At 72.1% G+C, this 18,627-nt stretch carries 17 protein-coding genes; 15 read left to right on the forward strand and 2 right to left on the reverse strand.

Annotated features, from left to right (window positions below):
• Positions 1–9 precede the first annotated feature (9 nt).
• The 4 genes from M446_RS31390 (at position 10) to M446_RS31405 (ending at position 4,853) form a co-directional block, all read left to right on the forward strand.
• Complete coding sequence (locus M446_RS31390; protein ID WP_012336124.1) at positions 10–885, forward strand: branched-chain amino acid ABC transporter permease; 876 nt, start codon at positions 10–12, stop codon at positions 883–885.
• Positions 882–2,708, forward strand: a complete 1,827-nt coding sequence (locus tag M446_RS31395; RefSeq protein WP_012336125.1) for an ABC transporter permease subunit — start codon at positions 882–884, stop codon at positions 2,706–2,708. The genes M446_RS31390 and M446_RS31395 overlap by 4 nt, the downstream gene beginning before the upstream one ends.
• A gap of 10 nt (positions 2,709–2,718) precedes the next feature.
• Complete coding sequence (locus M446_RS31400; RefSeq protein ID WP_012336126.1) at positions 2,719–3,453, forward strand: ABC transporter ATP-binding protein; 735 nt, start codon at positions 2,719–2,721, stop codon at positions 3,451–3,453.
• A gap of 146 nt (positions 3,454–3,599) precedes the next feature.
• The gene (locus tag M446_RS31405) at positions 3,600–4,853 is read left to right on the forward strand and encodes an MFS transporter (protein ID WP_012336127.1); all 1,254 of its coding nucleotides are present in this window, start codon (positions 3,600–3,602) and stop codon (positions 4,851–4,853) included.
• Here the strand turns inward: M446_RS31405 and M446_RS31410 are convergent.
• A complete protein-coding gene (locus tag M446_RS31410) occupies positions 4,777–5,067 on the reverse strand; it encodes a BolA family protein (protein WP_012336128.1) in 291 nt (96 codons plus the stop codon). The two genes, M446_RS31405 and M446_RS31410, sit on opposite strands and share 77 nt — an antisense overlap.
• Before the next feature lie 133 nt (positions 5,068–5,200).
• Here M446_RS31410 and M446_RS31415 point away from each other — a divergent pair, with 133 nt between their 5' ends.
• The 5 genes from M446_RS31415 (at position 5,201) to M446_RS31435 (ending at position 11,016) form a co-directional block, all read left to right on the forward strand.
• Positions 5,201–5,821, forward strand: a complete 621-nt coding sequence (locus tag M446_RS31415) for a J domain-containing protein (RefSeq protein ID WP_012336129.1) — start codon at positions 5,201–5,203, stop codon at positions 5,819–5,821.
• A 215-nt stretch (positions 5,822–6,036) separates the two neighbouring features.
• Positions 6,037–7,020, forward strand: a complete 984-nt coding sequence (gene cobS / locus M446_RS31420) for a cobaltochelatase subunit CobS (protein WP_012336130.1) — start codon at positions 6,037–6,039, stop codon at positions 7,018–7,020.
• Between the two features lie 305 nt (positions 7,021–7,325).
• Positions 7,326–9,218, forward strand: a complete 1,893-nt coding sequence (cobT, locus tag M446_RS31425) for a cobaltochelatase subunit CobT (RefSeq protein WP_012336131.1) — start codon at positions 7,326–7,328, stop codon at positions 9,216–9,218.
• A gap of 229 nt (positions 9,219–9,447) precedes the next feature.
• Positions 9,448–9,810, forward strand: a complete 363-nt coding sequence (locus M446_RS31430) for a hypothetical protein (RefSeq protein WP_012336132.1) — start codon at positions 9,448–9,450, stop codon at positions 9,808–9,810.
• 525 nt (positions 9,811–10,335) lie between these two features.
• Positions 10,336–11,016: a response regulator transcription factor gene (locus tag M446_RS31435; protein WP_012336133.1), complete on the forward strand. Its 681-nt coding sequence runs from the start codon at positions 10,336–10,338 to the stop codon at positions 11,014–11,016.
• Here the strand turns inward: M446_RS31435 and M446_RS31440 are convergent.
• Positions 10,998–11,453: a PilZ domain-containing protein gene (locus tag M446_RS31440; protein WP_012336134.1), complete on the reverse strand. Its 456-nt coding sequence runs from the start codon at positions 11,451–11,453 to the stop codon at positions 10,998–11,000. The genes M446_RS31435 and M446_RS31440 overlap by 19 nt on opposite strands.
• Before the next feature lie 171 nt (positions 11,454–11,624).
• Between M446_RS31440 and M446_RS31445 the strand changes: the two genes are divergently transcribed.
• The 6 genes from M446_RS31445 (at position 11,625) to M446_RS31470 (ending at position 18,465) form a co-directional block, all read left to right on the forward strand.
• Positions 11,625–12,251: a hypothetical protein gene (locus M446_RS31445; RefSeq protein ID WP_012336135.1), complete on the forward strand. Its 627-nt coding sequence runs from the start codon at positions 11,625–11,627 to the stop codon at positions 12,249–12,251.
• A gap of 126 nt (positions 12,252–12,377) precedes the next feature.
• On the forward strand, positions 12,378–13,667 hold the full coding sequence (locus M446_RS31450; RefSeq protein WP_012336136.1) for a DUF1217 domain-containing protein: 1,290 nt from the start codon (positions 12,378–12,380) through the stop codon (positions 13,665–13,667).
• A 195-nt stretch (positions 13,668–13,862) separates the two neighbouring features.
• Positions 13,863–15,107, forward strand: coding sequence for a DUF1217 domain-containing protein (locus M446_RS31455; protein ID WP_012336137.1), 1,245 nt, complete (start codon positions 13,863–13,865; stop codon positions 15,105–15,107).
• A 6-nt stretch (positions 15,108–15,113) separates the two neighbouring features.
• A complete protein-coding gene (flgF, locus tag M446_RS31460) occupies positions 15,114–15,842 on the forward strand; it encodes a flagellar basal-body rod protein FlgF (RefSeq protein ID WP_012336138.1) in 729 nt (242 codons plus the stop codon).
• Between the two features lie 3 nt (positions 15,843–15,845).
• Positions 15,846–17,171 (forward strand): flagellar protein export ATPase FliI, encoded by a 1,326-nt coding sequence (fliI, locus tag M446_RS31465; RefSeq protein WP_012336139.1) that lies wholly within the window; start codon positions 15,846–15,848, stop codon positions 17,169–17,171.
• Between the two features lie 70 nt (positions 17,172–17,241).
• Entirely contained in the window at positions 17,242–18,465 is a 1,224-nt protein-coding gene (locus tag M446_RS31470; protein ID WP_012336140.1) for a flagellar hook protein FlgE, read from the forward strand.
• Positions 18,466–18,627 lie beyond the last annotated feature (162 nt).

Here is an 18,627-nt window from a genome sequence, read left to right on the forward strand (position 1 = left end):
GCGGATCGCATGGACCTCGTCCTCCAGCTCCTCTTCACCGGGATCGGCATCGGCGCCGTCTACGCCCTCGTGGCGCTCGGCTTCGTGCTGATCTTCCGCGCCACGAACGTGGTGAACTTCGCCCAGGGCGAGTTCTCGATGGTGGCCGCCTTCCTGATGGTCGTCTTCGCGGTCGACCTGGAATGGCCCTACTGGCTGTCCTTCCTGCTGGCGATCGGCGGGATGGCGCTGCTCGGGGCCCTGTTCAACCTCGGCGTCTACTACCCGCTGCGCCACCGCTCCTACCTGCCGGTGATCATCTCGACCATCGGCGCCTCGATCTTCCTCGCCAACACCACGCTCGCCCTCTACGGGCCGCAGCCGCAGGTGCTGCCCCCGGTCTTCGAGACGCAGGGAATCCTGCTCGGGCCGGTCTTCCTGGACAGCCAGTACCTGCTGATCATCGCGGTCACGGCGGTGCTGGTCGCCTTCCAGTACTGGTTCTTCGAGCACACGCTGATCGGCAAGAAGCTGCAGGCCACCTCCCAGGACAAGGAGATGGCGGCGCTGCTGGGCATCCCGGTGGCCGGGATGATCATGCTGACCTTCGTGTACAGCGCGGTGCTGGGCGGCATCGCCGGCATCCTGGTGGCGCCGGTGCTGTTCGTGTCGATCCAGATGGGGGCGACGATCGCCCTGAAGGCCTTCGCGGCCACCATCATCGGCGGCTTCGGCGACGTCACGGGGGCGATCATCGGCGGGCTGGCGCTCGGCATCATCGAGACCTTCGGGGCGGCCTACATCTCGGTGCCCTACAAGGACGCCTTCGCCTTCATCGTCCTCGTGGCCTTCCTGATCCTGCGGCCCCAGGGGCTGTTCGGCGAACGCATCGCGGAGAAGGCATGACCGGCTCTCCCCTTCCCCGGGCGGACGTCGCCCCCGCCGCTCCCGCCCGTCGGCTGCCCCTCGGCTCGCTGCTCTACGCCGCCCTGGCGGCCGGGATCGTCGCCCTCGCGGTGACGAACCCGGTCAACGGCTACCTGCTCAACATCCTGATGCAGGCCGCCACCTACGCGATCGCGGTGATCGGCCTCACCGTGGTGCTGGGCCTGTGCGGGCAGATCAATCTCGCGCAGGCGGCCTTCTTCGGGCTCGGCGCCTACGCGGTCGGCCTCGGCACCGTCGATCTCGGGGTGAGCTTCTGGCTCTGCCTCGCGGCCGGCATGCTCGCCGCCCTGGTGGCGGGCGCCTTCCTGGGCGCCTCGACCCTGCGGCTGGGCGGCCACTACCTCGCCATGGTGACGATCAGCTTCCAGCAGATCCTCACCCTGGTGCTGGTGAACTGGATCCCGGTCACGCACGGGCCCGACGGGGTGCCGCGCATCCAGCGCCCGGCCCTGTTCTCGGACGGGCAGGCCTATCTGGGCCTCTGCCTCGCGGTGCTGGCGGTGGTGGCCTGGCTCGTCTGGCACATGCCGCGCACCCGGCTCGGCCGCGCCATGCGGGCGGTGCGCGACAACGAGCTCGCGGCGGGCGTCACCGGCATCGACGTCTACCGCACCAAGGTGATGGCCTTCGCGATCGGGGCGCTGCTCGCCGGACTCGGCGGCGGGCTCTTCGCGGGCAGCTTCACCTATGTCAGCCCGGACCAGTTCTCCTTCGCCGAGTCGATCGTGTTCCTGACCATGGCGCTGCTCGGCGGCGTCGGCTCGCCGGCGGGCGCGGTGATCGGCACCGGGCTCCTGATCCTCATCCCCGAATGGCTGCGCTTCCTGAAGGAGATTCCGGGCCTCTACCTCGCCATCTACGGGCTCGCGGTGATCCTGATTGTGGTGTTCATGCCGGAGGGGATCTGGGGCTTCCTCGGCGACCAGGTGAAGCGCCTGCGCCCCGGCCGGGCCGCGGCGCCGCGGGCCGGCGACCTCGCGCTGACGCAGGGCGCGGCGGGGCCCGCGCCGGTGCTGGAGGTCGAGGGGCTCGCCAAGCATTTCGGCGGCCTCAAGGCCGTGGACGAGGTCTCCTTCACGGTGACCCGCGGGGGCATCCACGCGCTGATCGGCCCGAACGGCTCGGGCAAGACCACGACCCTCAACGTGCTCTCGGGCCTCTACCGGCCGACCGCGGGCCGGGTGCGCCTCGACGGGCAGGACATCACCCACGCGCCGCCGCATGCCCGCGCGGCGGCCGGGCTCGGCCGGACCTTCCAGAACATCCGCCTGTTCCGCTCGATGAGCGCGCTCGAGAACGTCGTCATCGGGGCCGAGCGGCCGGGCAACCCGATCGAGGGCCGCGACCGGGCGACCCTGGAGGCGCGGGCGCGGGCGGCGCTCGCCTTCGTGGGGCTGGAGGCGCGGGCGGACGAGCCGGTCTCGGCCTTCTCGTACGGCCACCAGCGCCTGATCGAGATCGCCCGGGCGCTCGCCGGCAACCCGGTGCTGCTGCTGCTCGACGAGCCGGCGGCGGGCCTCAACAGCACCGAGAAGGGGGCGCTCACCGGCCTGCTGCGCCGGGTCGCCGCCAAGGGCGTCACCATCCTGATCATCGACCACGACATGACGCTGGTGAGCGACGTGGCGAGCCACATCACGGTGCTGAATTTCGGCCGGCGCATCGCCGACGGCGTCACCGCCGCGGTCCTGCGCGAGCCCGCCGTGATCGAGGCCTATCTGGGTCAGGAGGCGGCGGATCTGCGCGATCCGGGCCTGCGGACCGACCTCGCGCCGACCTGAGGAGGACGGAATGGCACTCCTCGAGATCCGCGACCTCACCGTGCGCTACGGCGAGATCGAGGCCGTGCGCGGCGTCTCCTTCGCGGTGGAGCCGGGCGAGGTCGTGACCCTGCTGGGCTCGAACGGCGCCGGCAAGTCGACGACGCTCAAGACCATCTCCGGGCTGGTCAAGCCGGCCGGCGGCGAGGTGCTGTTCGAGGGCCAGCCCCTCGTCGGCCTGAAGCCCGAGGAGATCGTCCGCCGCGGCGTCGCGCACGTGCCTGAGGGGCGGCGGGTCTTCCCGGGCCTCACCGTGCGCGAGAACATCATGCTCGGCGCCTCGAACCGGACCGGGCTCTCCGCCCGCCGGATCCGCGACGAGGCGGAGGGCATGTTCGAGCTCTTCCCCGACATCCGCCGCTTCGGCGACGCGCTCGGCTGGACCCTGTCGGGCGGCCAGCTGCAGATGGTCGCGCTCGCCCGCGGGCTGATGGCCAAGCCCCGGATCCTGCTCCTCGACGAGCCCTCGCTCGGCCTCGCCCCGGTGATCGTCCAGGCGGTCTTCTCCATCATCGCCGAGGTGCGCCGCCGCGGCACGACGGTGCTCCTCGTCGAGCAGAACGCCCGGATGGGCCTGTCGGTGGCGGATCGCGGCTACGTGCTGGAGACCGGCCAGCTGGTGCTGAGCGGCTCGCCGGACTCGCTCTGGGCGAACGACGACATCCGGGCGGCCTATCTGGGCGGGCGCGCCAAGGCGGCCGGGTAGCGGGGTCGGAGGCTCGCCTTTGCGGGGCGGGGCCACCCGTGCCGGCGCCCGGCCCTGGCCAGCACGACACCTGTCCGCGGTCCATGAGAGCCCCTAGGATCGGCGAGGCCGGGCCTCCCCTCGCCCAACCTCGCCCCGGAGCCGCCGTGACGGCCTTCCTCGTCCTCCTCCTCGCCTACACGATCAGCCAGTTCGACCGCGGCTTCCTCGCCATGGTGGCCCCGGATCTCGGGCGCGACCTCGGCCTCTCCGGCTCCGACCTCGCCCTGCTCTCCTCGGCGTGGTTCGCCGCCTTCGCGCTCGCCCAGATCCCGACCGGGTTCTGCCTCGACCGGTTCGGGCCCCGCCGCACCGTGGCGGCCTTCCTGGCCCTGGCATCCCTCGGGACCGGGGCCCTCGCGGCGGCGGGGGGCTTCGCCGGGGCGCTCGCCGGCATGGCGCTGATCGGCTTCGGCTGCGCCCCGGCGCTGATGGGGAGCCTCTACGTCTTCGGCCGGCTCTACCCGCCCGAGCGCTTCGCCATGCTGTCATCGCTGATGATCGGCTTCGGCACGGCCGGGGATCTCCTGGGCGCGACCCCGCTCGCCCTCGCCTCCCGGGCGCTCGGCTGGCGGCCGATCCTGCTCGGCCTCGCCGCCGTCACGGCCGCGTGCGCGCTCCTCGTCCTCGCCCTGATCCGCGATCCGGCCCGCATCCGGGATCCCACCCGGACCGGGCTGCTGCGGGGCTTCGCGGCGATCGCGGGCATGCGCGCCCTGTGGCCGATCTTCCCGGTCGTCCTCGTCAGCTACGCGGTGGTGATCGCCATCCGCTCGCTCTGGATCGGCGCCTATCTGGGCAGCGTGCACGGCTTCGACGCCCTGGCGCGGGGCAACGGGGCGCTCGCCATGAGCGCCGCCATGGCCCTCGGCGCCATCGGCTACGGGCCGCTGGAGCGGCTGGTCCGCGATCCCAAGCGCACCGCCCTCGGCGGCTGCCTCGTCACCGGCCTCGCCCTCGTGCTCCTCGGCCTCGCGGGCGCAGGCTCCGCCGCCCTGGCCGTGGCGCTCCTCGCCGTCATCGGCGCCGCCGGCCTCAGCTACGCCATCCTGATGGCCCATGCCCGGCGCTTCTTCCCGGCCCACCTGCTCGGCCGGGGCGTCTCCTTCATGAACATCCTGTTCATGGGCGGGGCGGGCGCCGCGCAGGGTCTCTCGGCCGCCTTCGTGCTGCGGGCCGAGGGGCTCGACCCGGCCGGGCTCTACGCGCGCCTGTTCGCCGGCTTCGGGGCGGCCCTGCTCGCCGCCACGGCCGTCTACGCCTTCGCGCCGCGGGCCCCCGCGCTCAGCGCGACGCTGCCGCCTCCGCCGCCTCCGCGGGCGTGCGCGCCCGCAGGGCGAGCGCGTGGAGGCCGCGCCTGAAGGCCTCGTCGAGCAGCGCGTTCACCATGCGGTGACGCTCGACGCGGCTCTTCCCCTCGAAGGCCTGCGACACCACATCGAGGCGGAAATGGGTTTCCCCGCCCGGGGCGGCGCCGGCATGGCCCTCGTGCTGGTGCGATTCATCGATCACCGCCAGGGATTCCGGCCTTAACCGCTCCTCCAGCGTTTCCCTGATCCACTCCGCCAAGCTCATCGGGATTCTCCTCGCGCGCCGGGGTGATTCCCGGGGGCGGATCCACCCGCCCGTGTCAATCCGTTCCGGGAGCCTGCGGCATCAGGCCCCCAGCCCTTGTGCCCCGCCCGGGGCCCCTCATAATCGCCCCGCCATGGATCTCAACTCGCCCCTGTTCGACCGCATCCGCATCAAGCCGACGTGCGAGGACACCACGACGGAGGGTCCGGTCTGCGAGCGCCCGGGCTGCACCCAGCCGGGGCTCCACCGCGCCCCCAAGGGCCGCAAGCAGGAGGGCCAGTACTGGCGCTTCTGCATGGCGCATGTCCGCGAATACAACGCCTCCTACAATTACTTCGCCGGCATGAACGACGCCGCCGTGCAGGCCTTCCAGAAGGACGCGGTGATCGGCCACCGGCCGACCTGGGCGATGGGCGTCAACGGCACCGCCCGCGGGGCGAGCCGGCCGGCCTCCGCGCCGCGCGACTGGGACTACGTCGATCCGCTCGGCGTCCTGCGGGCGGCGGGCGTCGCGCCCGAGGACGGGCGCGCCCGGGCCGAGCCGCCGCGGCCGCGCTACTCCGCCCCCGTGCGCAAGGCCTACGACGTGATGGGCCTGGAGGAGGGCGCCGACGCCGCCGCCATCAAGGCCCAGTACAAGGCCCTGGTGAAGCGCTTCCACCCCGACGCCAATGGCGGCGACCGCGCCTTCGAGGACCGCCTGCGCGACATCATCCGGGCCCACGACACCCTGCGGGCCGCCGGCCTCTGCTGAGGTCCGGCCCTCGCCGGGGCCGGGCACGGATCTCGCATCCGGGGGCCCGGCAGGGCTCGCATCCCGCGCGACCTCGCCTATATCAGGGGTGTTGGCACGTTTGCGCCGGCTCCCCCAGAACGATAAGGAAAGGCGGCGCCAGCCGGCACCCCCGCGCCGTCGCGACATCCGCAGGGCCGCCCTTCCCGAGGCACCCCTGCCCCGACGAGGCCCTTATGCTTGCTGAAGACACACCACCCGCTCTCCCGGACATGAAGGTGTCCGTGCGCCAGGTGTTCGGGATCGACTCGAACCTCGAGGTGCCGGCCTTCTCCAAGACGGACGAGCACGTCCCCGACCTCGACGCCGACTACATCTTCGACCGCGAGACCACGCTGGCGATCCTGGCCGGCTTCGCCCGGAACCGCCGGGTGATGATCACCGGCTATCACGGCACCGGCAAGTCGACCCACGTCGAGCAGGTCGCCGCGCGGCTGAACTGGCCCTGCGTGCGCATCAACCTCGACAGCCACGTCTCGCGCATCGACCTCGTCGGCAAGGACGCGATCGTCCTCAAGGAGGGCAAGCAGGTCACCGCCTTCCAGGACGGGATCCTGCCCTGGGCGCTGCAGAACAACGTCGCGCTCGTCTTCGACGAGTACGATGCCGGCCGCCCGGACGTGATGTTCGTGATCCAGCGCGTGCTCGAAGTGTCGGGCCGCCTGACGCTCCTCGACCAGAAGCGGGTGATCCGCCCGCACCCCGCCTTCCGGCTCTTCGCCACCGCGAACACCGTCGGCCTCGGCGACACGTCCGGCCTCTATCACGGCACGCAGCAGATCAACCAGGGTCAGATGGACCGCTGGTCCATCGTCACCACCCTCAACTACCTGCCGCACGACCGCGAGGTCGACATCGTGCTGTCGAAGGCGACGCACTACCGCGGCGAGGGCGGGCGCGACATCGTCAACAAGATGGTCCGGGTCGCCGACCTCACCCGCAACGCCTTCATCAACGGCGACCTCTCGACCGTGATGAGCCCGCGCACCGTGATCACCTGGGCGGAGAACGCCGAGATCTTCAACGACATCGGCTTCGCCTTCCGGGTCACCTTCCTCAACAAGTGCGACGAGCTGGAGCGGGCGCTCGTCGCCGAGTTCTACCAGCGCTCCTTCGGCAAGGAGCTGCCCGAGAGCGCGGTGAACGTCGCGCTGAGCTGACGGAGGCGCGCATGGCGGACCCGGCTCTCACGGAACGGCGCGGCGCGGCCGGTCCCGCCGGGGACCGGGCCGCGCGCGACCTCGACGCCCGGGCGATGCGGACGGCCCGAGCCGCGGGGACCAGCGCGACGCCGCGCGCGCCGAGGCCTGCGAGGAGGCCGGGCTCCGGGCAGCCGACGAGACCCACCGGCAGCCCGAGGCCTTCCCGGACGCCTGCGCCGACTGCTGCCCCGACACCTGCCCCGACGCTTGGGACGATCTCCCGGAGCGCTCCTTCGATCTCGACGCGGTGAAGAAGTAGCCGGATGTCCATTTCCAACCGCAAGCCAGGCGAGAAGCGCGAGCCGGCCGCCGAGCCGCTGAAGCGCTCGCTCGCCGGAACGCTGCGGGCCATCGCCCGCAGGCCCGAGGTCGAGGTCACCTTCGCCTCCGACCGGCCGGCGCTGACCGCCGACAAGGCCCGCCTGCCCGAGCCGCCCCGCAAGCTCTCCGCCGCCGACGTGGCGATCCTGCGCGGCCACGCGGATTCGATGGCCCTGCGCCTCGCCTGCCACGACGCGGCGATCCACCGGCGGCTCGCCCCCGAGGGGGCGCCGGCCCGCGCGGTCTTCGACGCCGTCGAGCAGGCCCGGGTCGAGGCGATCGGCTCGCGGCGCATGGCCGGCGTGGCCGGGAACCTGACCGCCATGCTGGAGGACCGCTACCATCGCGGCGGCAAGTACGAGGAGATCACCGACCGGGCCGACGCGCCGCTGGAGGATGCCGTCGCCCTGATGGTGCGCGAGCGCCTGACCGGCCAGAAGCCGCCGGAGGCCGCCGGCCGCATCGTCGAGCTCTGGCGCGACTTCGTCGAGGCGCGCGCGGGCCGGAACCTCGACGGGCTCCTCGGCAGCCTCGAGAACCAGCGCGCCTTCGCGCGCGCGGTGCGCGACCTCCTCTCCTCCCTCGACATGGCGGACGACGCCCCCCTCGACCCCGAGGACGAGGAGAGCGAGGACGAGAACGAGGCGCAGGAGAACGAGCAGCAGGCCGGCGAGGGCGAGGCGGAGCAGCAATCCCAGGGCGACCGGGCCGAGGTCGACGTCTCGGACGAGGCCTCCGACGACCTCGACGAGGGCGCGACCGAGGCCGCCGACGCGCCCTCCGGCGAATTGCCGGACGATGCCGAGGACGCCGACTCGGAGGAGGCCTCCGAATCCTGGCGCCCGCCGACCCCGCGCCCCAACGAGGTGCGCGGTCCCGACTACAAGGTCTACACCGCCAGGTACGACGAGGTGATCCACGCCGAGGATCTCTGCGACGCGGACGAGCTCGGGCGGCTGCGCTCCTACCTCGACAAGCAGCTGGCCCACCTGCAGGGCGTGGTCGGGCGCCTCGCCAACCGCCTGCAGCGGCGGCTCCTCGCGCAGCAGAACCGGGCCTGGGAGTTCGACCTGGAGGAGGGCCAGCTCGACCCCGCCCGCCTGCCGCGGGTGGTCATGGACCCGTTCCAGCCCCTGTCCTTCAAGCAGGAGAAGGACACGAATTTCCGCGACACGGTGGTCACGCTCCTCCTCGACAATTCGGGCTCGATGCGCGGGCGCCCGATCACCGTGGCGGCGACCTGCGCCGACATCCTGGCGCGCACCCTGGAGCGCTGCGGCGTCAAGGTCGAGATCCTCGGCTTCACCACGCGGGCCTGGAAGGGCGGCCAGGCCCGCGAGGAGTGGCTGAAGGCGGGCAAGCCGCCCTCGCCCGGCCGCCTCAACGACCTGCGCCACATCGTCTACAAGGCCGCCGACGCGCCCTGGCGCCGGGCGCGCAAGAATCTCGGCCTGATGATGCGCGAGGGGCTGCTCAAGGAGAACATCGACGGGGAGGCCCTCGACTGGGCGCACAAGCGCCTGCTCGGGCGGCCCGAGCAGCGGCGCATCCTGATGGTGATCTCGGACGGCGCCCCGGTCGACGATTCGACCCTGTCGGTGAACCCGGGCAACTACCTGGAGCGCCACCTGCGCTACGTGATCGAGGAGATCGAGACCCGCTCGCCGGTGGAACTCCTCGCCATCGGCATCGGGCACGACGTGACCCGCTACTACCGGCGCGCCGTCACCATCATCGACGCGGAGGAACTCGGCGGCGTGATGACCGAGAAGCTGGCGGAGCTGTTCGACGAGGGCGGGGACGCCCCGCCGCGGCGGGCCGGGCAGCGGCGCTGACGCCCGCGGCGGCGATCCGGGCGATTGCGCCGGGCGCGGATCGGCGCGAGGATGACCTCGTCCGAACGGCGGGCGATCGGGTCCTGGCCCGCCGCCGGCCGCGGCGCTATGGTCGGCGCACGCGCCGGGCTCCCGGCGCGGCGGACGCATTCCTCAAGGTGAGGGTCACGCGGGGCCGAGCAGATCGCTCAGCCTTGCGTTGTAGGACGGAGATGGACCGGTGGTATCGATGACCAGTCGCCGCAGCCCCAAGTCCCGCGCCGCGTCCCGTGCTCCCTCCCGCGCCACCTGGTCGATGGGCGGCTTCGACCCGGTCTTCTACCTCGCCACCTATCCGGACGTGGCCGAGCACGGCTGCGATCCCCTGGAGCATTACCTGACCTTCGGGTGGAAGGAGGGCCGCGATCCCTCCGCGCAGTTCAGCACGTCGGGCTATCTCTCGGCGAATCCCGACGTGGCCGAGGCGGGCATCAACCCCCTGGTGCATTACCGCATGCACGGCCTCGCCGAGGGGCGCAGCGGCTGGCAGAAGACCCTGGATCCGGCCGGAATCGCGCTGCGGGCGCGCCGCGCGACCCGCAAGCCGGACTGACGGCCGCCCCGCCCGGGACGCCGCGCTGGCCGACCGCTGCCGGCCCTGCGGCGCGGCCCGCTGCGGTCCACTGCGGCACCGGGGCGGCCGCCGCCATTCCCCACGCCCTGAATTAAGCCGCGCGATCTATGCCGGTCGCCCGTGGCCCGGGCGCGACAATCCCAAGATCTTTGCCAGCACATCCGCCGGTGCCCCGCAGGTCATCGACCGGGCATTGACAGGGGTGCCGTCGCGTCACGGCGGCCGCAACACCTCGCCGCGCGCGCGCTTGGTGATTGGCGGGCCGTGTCCGCGTTTCGAGGTTAAAAATTGCTAAACCCTGTTAACCATTAATTAACCGCGCCCTCTCAAACATCGGCCCATCGCAAGCGCCTTGCCGCAATCGCTTTCCAGCCTCGATATCCGAGGCTGATCAGCAACGCGTGCAGCGAATGCGTGTGAACCGGCCGGGATCGAGAAGCGCCGAGCAACAGGCTTCGGTCCTGACCTTGCAAAACTGGCCAATGTCTTTTGGGGGCAAGGGCAGTGTATATCGTGATCGATGAGCGGCAGGGCGTCGCGGCCGAGTACGTGGCGGGCTTCAACGAGCATGGAGTGCCCTCCCGGAGCCTCGACGCGGACACCCTGCGGACCTGGCTCGACGCTCGGTCGCGCGATGACCTCGACCGCGTCGAGGGTTTCCTGATCGGCGACTACCAGCACCGCGCCGCCGACACCGCCATTCTGCGCAGGCTGTCGCGGGCACCGATCATCGCGCTCAGCGAGACGCGGTCCCTGGCGCAGACCCTGGACCTCTTCACTGCCGGCATCGACGACGTGGTCCGCCGGCCCGTCCACGTCCGGGAGATCCTGGCCCGGGCCGACGCGATCCGCCGCCGGATGAACAGGGGCGAGCCGCGCAGCGCGGCGCCCCAGCAGGCCGAGCGGCTCGTCGTGCACTTCGACGGCCGGGATCCCGAGATCGACGGCGAGAGCCTGATGCTGCCGCGCCGCGAGCGCCACATCCTCGAATACCTCGCCCGCAACCGCGGTCGCTGGCTCACCAAGACCCAGATCTTCGACGCGGTCTACGGCGATCACGCCAGCGACGTCGAGGAGAGCGTCGTCGAGGGGCACATCAGCAAGCTGCGCAAGAAGCTGCGGCAGCGCATCGGGCGCGACCCGATCGAGGCCAAGCGGATGGTCGGCTACAGCTTCGTCGGCTGATCCGCCGGATCGCGCCGGGCTCCCGAAGGATCCGGCGCGGACCCGCCTCGGATCCGCGAGGATCCGCCAGGGTCCGCCCCGGATCCGCGAGGATCGGCCTCGGATCCTCGCGGATCCGACACGGATCCTCGCGGATCCGACACGGATCCTCGCGGATCCGACAGGAAGGCGAGGCCGGCGAAGTCGCCGCGCCGCCAGCGCAGGACCACCGTCACGCTGCGCAGGTTGTGTCCGGCGATATAGAGCGCGAAGCGCTCGGGCAGCGCGACCGCGCGGTCGATCCGGATCTTGGCGCCGCTGCGCGACAGGTCCCGCACCGTGCAGGGGACGAGCTGGTCGCTGCCCAGGACGATGCGGCCCTGCTGCAGCACCCGGTGCCGGCGGCCCGCGCCCGGATCCCGGTTCCGGCCCGCCGAGTGCTCCTTCGCGTCGTCCATTCCGACCTGTCCCCCCGGTCCCGCTGCGCGCCGGAACGCCGCTCCTCCCGAGCCTAGGGCGAGGCCGCGCCGGGGCAAAGCCCCTCCCGGGCGAGGCCCGGCGACCGAAGGTTAACGCGACCTTAACCAAATCCTTTCAAGTCTTGGCAACTGATCCTCGCCGAGCCGGTCATGCCCGTCGCTTCCCGCCCTCCCCGCCAGCCGCCGCGCGCCGCCAAGCTGCCGGCATCCGGGCCCCAGCCCTCCAGACCCCCGGCCCCGACCGGGACGAGCGGGCGCGCGTCCCTCATCTTCGAGTCCGGCCTGACCACCGCCGAGATCCGGCGCCGGGTGCGCGCGGCCGCCCTGGAGCGGGCGACCTTCGCGGCGGTGATCGGGCTCGGCATCGCGACGACCGGGTTCGCCGCCTACACCTTCGTCGGAGGACCGATGCCGGTCGAGCTCCGCCCGATCGTGCCGCCGACCGCCGGGCCGATGGCCTGGAAGCGCGGCATCACCGCCACGCCGCCGCAGGATCTCGACCCGCTGGTGACCGGCTCGCTGCCCGACCCGCGGACGCCGACGGCGCCCGGCCAGGGCGGCGCCAGGACCGAGCCGGCCGGGCGGGGCTACACGGTGCGGGGCGTGCAGGAGGGCGTCGCCCTGATCGAGGGGCCGAGCGGCCTGCGCCGGGTGGAGCCCGGCACCGAGCTGCCCGGCGCCGGGCGCGTCCTGTCGATCCTGCCCTCCGGCGGCGGCTGGATCGTCGTCACCTCCGAGACGATCATCCCCCCGGGCGGGTCGGTCGCGCGCCGGTAGCCCGGGTCGTCGAGCCTGACGCAAGGAAAGCGGTTTACCGGTTCCAGAGGATGCATGACGTAAGGTCGGGGCAGGCCGGGCAGGACCCGGCGGTGCCCTCCCGCATCCGCAGCCGGAGACGACGTCGTGACCTCGACCTTCACGAGCTATCAGCTCCTCACGCGCGACATCACCAAGACCCTCACGCGCAAGGCCAACGAGAAGACGGTCAGGCGCGACACCGACTATTTCACCGCCAATATCGGCAAGGTGAAGTCGGTCGATGACTTCATGAAGGATGACCGCCTGTACGCCTACGCCATGAGGGCGCACGGACTTGAGGAGATGATCTACGCCAAGGCGTTCATGCGGCGGGTGCTGACCGAAGGCGTGGCGTCGCCTTCGAGCTTCGCCAACCGCCTCGCCGACCAGCGCTACGTCGAGTTCGCGCGCCAGTTCCAATTCGCTACGGATGTCACGGCGCAGGGCGCCGACCCGGTGATGACCGGCAAGACCTACGCTGATTACAGGCTCGGACCGGCGATTCCGGCCCGGCTGAGCGGAGCTTTCCCGCTCGGCCAGGCGATGGACTTCTCGGACAAGGTCGAGGCCCGCTTCACGATCAGTTCGCGGGTCGATGCCACGACCACCAAGAGCGCCACCATCGTCCTCAACAAGTCCACGCTCAGGGACGCGGTGTCCGACCTCGCGCGCGTCACGCCCGCCGAGCTGGTCGCGGCGATCAACAGCCAGATCGCCGCCTCGGGCGAGGCGAACCTCGCCGGCAAGGTGTCGGCCAGCCTCGGCGCCAAGGGCGAGCTGTTCCTCGAGACGACCGCCTTCGCCTCGCTCGGGCCCGACGGCAAGCCCGGCGGCACGGGGGCCTACGCGGACGTCCTCTACGAGGGGGGCGGGCAGGTCCGCACCATCACGATCCAGAATCTGGCCCCGGCGGAGGGGCGGCAGTTGGCGGATGTCGGCTTCGGCTCCGCCCTGCCGATGAGCGCCCGGGCGCAGCGGGTCACGCTGGCCTACCTGAACCAAGCGATCGAGCGCGACGAGGGCGAGAAGGACACGGGCGTGCGCCTCGCGCTCTACTTCACGCGCATGGCCCCGACCCTCAGCAGCCCCTACGACATCCTGAGTGACCCGGCCCTGACCAAGGTCGCCAACGTGGTGCTCGGGCTCCCGGCGACGAGCGGCGCCGCGACGAGCGACGCGCTCGTGCGCCGCGCCGCGCTCATCAAGCAGAAGATCGACATCGCGAGCTTCCAGGACCCGGCCAAGGTCCAGGCCTTCGTCAAGCGCTTCGCGGCGATCTGGGACGCCACCAACGCGGACGCGGAATCCTCGCCGGTGCTGGGGCTGTTCCCGACGAGTCCGAACTCGCAGGCGGAGAACCTCGGCAGGCTGCAGCGCTCGCGCGCGAAGTTCTGACGCGGGGCGGGGCCGCGCGCCAGGGGGCCGCGCGCCAGGAAGCCGCGAGCCAGGAGGCCGCAAGCCAGGGGCAAGCGTGCACCGTTACCAGTCCTTCAACCGCCACATCATAGGGTCGAGCGGGCTCACACCATGACACGTCGAGGCCATCCAGGCGGACCGCGCCGCCCTGCGCCCGACGCAGGAGACCGCGCCGTGACCTCGACCTTCACGAACTACCAGCTCGTCGCCCGCGACCTGCCCAAGGCCCTCCAGCGCAAGGCCGCCGATCCCGTCGTCGCCCGCGACACGGCCTATTACGAGGCCAATATCGGCAAGGTGAAGTCGGTGGACGACCTCATGGCCGACCAGCGCCTCTACGCCTACGCGATGAAGGCGTACGGGCTGGAGGACATGACCTACGCCAAGGCGTTCATGCGCAAGGTGCTGGAAGGCGGCGTCGCGGATGCGTCGAGCTTCGCCAACCGCCTCGCCGACCCGCGCTACGTCGCCTTCGCCCGGGCCTTCGACTTCGCGGCGGGCGCGGCCTCGGCGAGCGGGGCCGACGGCTCCATCTCCGAGAGCGGCGTCGTGCCCCCCCAGCCGGCGCAGCTCACCGCGCCGGCCGCCCTGCCCGATTCCACCGACTTCTCGGGCGCCAACGAGGCGCGCTTCACCCTGACGAGCCGGCTCGACGCGACGACGACCCGCTCGGTCACGATCACCCTCAACGCCGCGACGCTGGCGGGGTCGGCGGCGGATCTCACCCGGGTCACGGGCGCCGAGATCGTCGCGGCGATCAACGCGCAGATCGCCGCCTCGGGCGAGGACGGCCTCGAGGACAGGGTGCAGGTCGGCCTGGGCGCGCGGAACGAGCTCTACTTCGAGACCACCGCGAGCGCGCCCGACGGATTCGGCACCGCGGTGGAGGCCGGGGGAACCGGCCGCACCCTCTCGGTCGAGAACGCCGCCCCCTCCGCCGCGGACCGCAAGGCGGTCGGCATCGGCTTCGGCACCGCGCTGCCCCCCGACGCGCAGGTCAGGACCGTCACGGACGCCTACCTGGAGCAGACGCTGGAATCCGACGCGGGCGAGGAGGATACGGGCCTGCGCCTCGCCCTCTACTTCGCCCGCATGGCGCCCACCCTCACGAGCGCCTACGACATCCTCGGCGACGCGGCCCTGTCCAAGGTCGCCAACACGGTCGCGGGCCTGCCGGCGACGAGCGGGGCGGCGACGAGCGAGGCCCTGGACGCCCGCGCGGCGTTCCTCGCCGCGAAGATCGACATCGCGGGCTTCCAGGACCCGGCCAAGGTCCAGGCCTTCGTCAGGCGCTTCGCGGCGATCTGGGACGCGCAGAATTCGAGCGGCGACTCCCCCATCCTGGCCCTGTTCACGACGGCCGGCGGCGGCGGCGCCGACCCGCTCGGCAGCCTCTACCCAACGAACGCGAGCAGCTGACGCACCATGCAGAACGGCCTCTACGTCTCCCTCTCGGCCCAGGTCGCGCTGCAGAAGCGCCTCGACACGGTCGCCAACAACATCGCCAACCTCGCCACGGTCGGCTACCGGGCCGAGGAGACGAAGTTCGAGGCGGTGTTCGACAAGGCCAGGACGGGGCCGGTGGCCTTCGCCAGCACCGGCGACACCTACATCTCGCGGCTCGCCGGGCCGACGATCAAGACCGACGCGCCCCTCGACGTGGCGGTGCAGGGCGATGCCTGGCTCTCGGTGCAGGGCCCCGGGGGCGCCCCGGTCTACACCCGCGACGGGCGCATGACGATGGACGCGAGCGGGCAGCTGCGCAGCGTGTCCGGCCAGCCGATCCTCGATCCCGGCGGGGCGCCCATCCTCCTCGACCCGAATGCCGGGCCGCCGACGATCGGGCGCGACGGCAGCATCCAGCAGAACGGCAGCCTCGTCGGCTCCCTCGGGGTGTTCACCCTCGATGCCAAGTCCCGCATCACGCGGGCCGGGCCCGGCGCCGTGACGTCGAACCTGCCCGCCCGCCCGGTCCAGGACTTCACCAAGATCGGCGTCGTGCAGGGCCATCTCGAGGGCGCGAACGTCAACCCGATCCTGGAGATGACGAAGCTCATCGCGATCCAGCGCGCCTTCGACAACGCGGTCGCGACGGCGAGCGAGGCGGATTCCTCGCTGCAGAGCGCGATCCGCACGCTCGGGCCGACGGGCTGAGCGATGACGGACGCGCTCGCGCGGCTCGACGCGGCCCTCGCGGCGGGGCTCGAATCGCTGCCGGTGGTACGGGTCGGCGGGCCGGTCCGCGAGGTGACGGCGAGCGCCTGCCGGGTCGCGGGCGTCGCCCCCTTCGTCCGCCTCGGCGACCGGATGGGGATCGAGGCGGACGGGCGCGTGCAGATCGCCGAGGTGGTGCGGGTCGACGCCGCCGGCGCCACCCTCAAGCCCTTCGAGGCGCGGATCGAGGCCGGGATCGGCACCCGCGCCTTCCGGATCGGCCCGGCGCGGGTGCGGCCCGCCCCGTCCTGGAAGGGGCGCGTCCTCGACGCGCTCGGGCGCCCCCTCGACGGGCTCGGCCCGCTGCCGCCCGGCCCCGACCTCGTTCCCCTCGACGCCGACCCGCCGGCGGCCCTCGGCCGGGCGCGGCTGCGCGCGCCCCTGCGCACGGGGGTGCGGGCGATCGACCTGTTCACGCCCCTCTGCGCGGGCCAGCGCATCGGCATCTTCGCGGGATCGGGCGTCGGCAAGTCGACCCTGCTCGCCATGCTGGCCGGGGCGCGGGGCTTCGACAGCGTGGTGGTGGCGCTGGTCGGCGAGCGCGGCCGCGAGGTGCGGGAATTCCTTGAAGGCCCGCTCGCGGCGAGCCGCGGGCGCGCCGCGATCGTGGTCTCGACCGGCGACGAGAGCCCGATGATGCGCCGCCAGGCGCCCCGCCTCGCCATGGCGGTCGCCGAGAGCCTGCGCGACCGGGGCGAGGCGGTGCTGCTGATCGTCGATTCGGTGACGCGCTACGCCCACGCGGCCCGGGACGTGGCGCTGGCGGCGGGGGAGCCGGCCGTCGCCCGCGGCTTCCCGCCGAGCGTCTTCTCGGACCTGCCCCGCCTGCTCGAGAGGGCCGGGCCCGGGCAGGACGGGCGCGGCAGCATCACCGGGATCTTCTCGGTCCTGGTCGACGGCGACGACCACAACGACCCGGTCGCCGACAGCATCCGCGGCACCCTCGACGGGCACGTCGTGCTCGATCGGGGCATCGCCGACCAGGGCCGCTACCCGGCGATCGACCTCCTCGGCTCGATCTCGCGGCTTTCCGACCAGGTCTGGACGCCCGAGCAGCGCGACGTCGTGCGCCGGCTCAAGGGCATGATCGCCCGCTTCGAGGAGACCCGCGACCTGCGGCTGATGGGCGGCTACCGCGCGGGCTCCGACGCGGAGCTCGATCAGGCCGTCGGTCTGGTCCCGCGCATCTACGAGTCCCTCCGGCAGGAACCCGGCCAGCCTCCGAGCGAGGACGCCTTCCTGGAACTCGCCCAATCCTTGCGCGGGTGACCCACAGCCCAGCCCCGCGCAAGCGTGCCCGCGTCTAGTACCCCGCAACCGGAATCTTCGAGGTCACACGATGAGTCTCCTTGGCGCCCTGCGCACCGGCATGTCCGGCATGAATGCCCAGTCCAACCGGATCAGCACCGTTGCCGAGAACGTGCAGAATGCCGGCACGACCGGGTACAAGCGGGTCTCGACGGAGTTCTCATCGCTGCTGCTGTCCTCGAGCGCGACCGGCGACTACAATTCGGGCTCGGTCGAGACGGTGCAGCGGCGCGCGGTCAGCGACGAGGGCGCGCGCGTCAGCACCTCCTCGAAATCCGACCTCGCGATCGCCGGCAACGGCTTCTTCGTGGTCAAGGACGCGAGCGGCGCCTCCTACCTGACCCGGGCCGGCAACTTCGTGCCCGACGGCTCGACCGGCACCTTCAAGAACGCCGCCGGCTTCACCCTGATGGGCTACAGCCTCAAGAACGGCCAGGCCAGCCCGACGCTCAACAGCCTCGACGGCATGGTGCCGGTCAACATCTCGGCGCTCGGCATGAAGGCGAGCGCCTCGACCAAGGGCGCCCTGACCGGGAACCTCGATTCGACCGCCGCCGCGGTGACCTCCGGCGCGGTGCCGGCCGGGTCGAACTACTCCAAGAAGACCTCGCTCGTCACCTACGACAATCTCGGCAAGGCGGTCACCCTCGACATCTACCTGACCAAGACCGGCGACAACGCGTGGTCGGCCTCGGTCTACGACGCGAGCAACAGCGCGAGCTTCCCGGCCTCGCCGCTCACCACGATCCCGCTCGGCTTCGTGAACGGCAAGGTCACCTCGGGCGGGACGGGCAGCGTGACGGTCCCGAACGGGCAGCCCGTCTCCCTCGACCTCACCGGCATGACCCAGCTCGCCTCGGCCACCGACATCAAGGGCAGCGCGGACGGCAGCAAGGCCAGCGCCGTGACGGGGGCCGAATTCGCCGCGGACGGCACGGTCTACGCGGTCTACGAGGACAACTCGAAGGTCGCCGCCTTCAAGATCCCGATCGCCGACGTCGACAGCCCGGACAACCTCAAGCCGCGCGCCGGCAACGTCTACGAGACGACCCTCGAATCCGGCGCGCTGCAGGTCGGCTTCGCCAACCAGGGCGGGCGCGGCGGAATCGTGTCGGGCGCCCTCGAACAATCCAACGTCGACGTCAGCACCGAACTCACCTCGATGATCGCCTCGCAGACCGTCTACACGGCAAATTCGAAGGTGTTCATGACCAGCAACGAGATGCTCGACACGCTGATGCAGCTCAAGCGCTGAGCCGACAGGGGCGCGGCCGCTCCCGGCGGGGGGCGGCGGCGCCCGGTTCCCGATCCCGGCGCGGGCTCGACCACGCCCCGGCCCACCGGCCGGTCCTTGCGCCAGCGCCGCCATCGCCTCTCCCGGCGCGGGCGTCGCGTCCCGCGCGTCTCCTCCGGAGCC

It is taken from the genome of Methylobacterium sp. 4-46, from assembly GCF_000019365.1.
Lineage (GTDB): Bacteria > Pseudomonadota > Alphaproteobacteria > Rhizobiales > Beijerinckiaceae > Methylobacterium.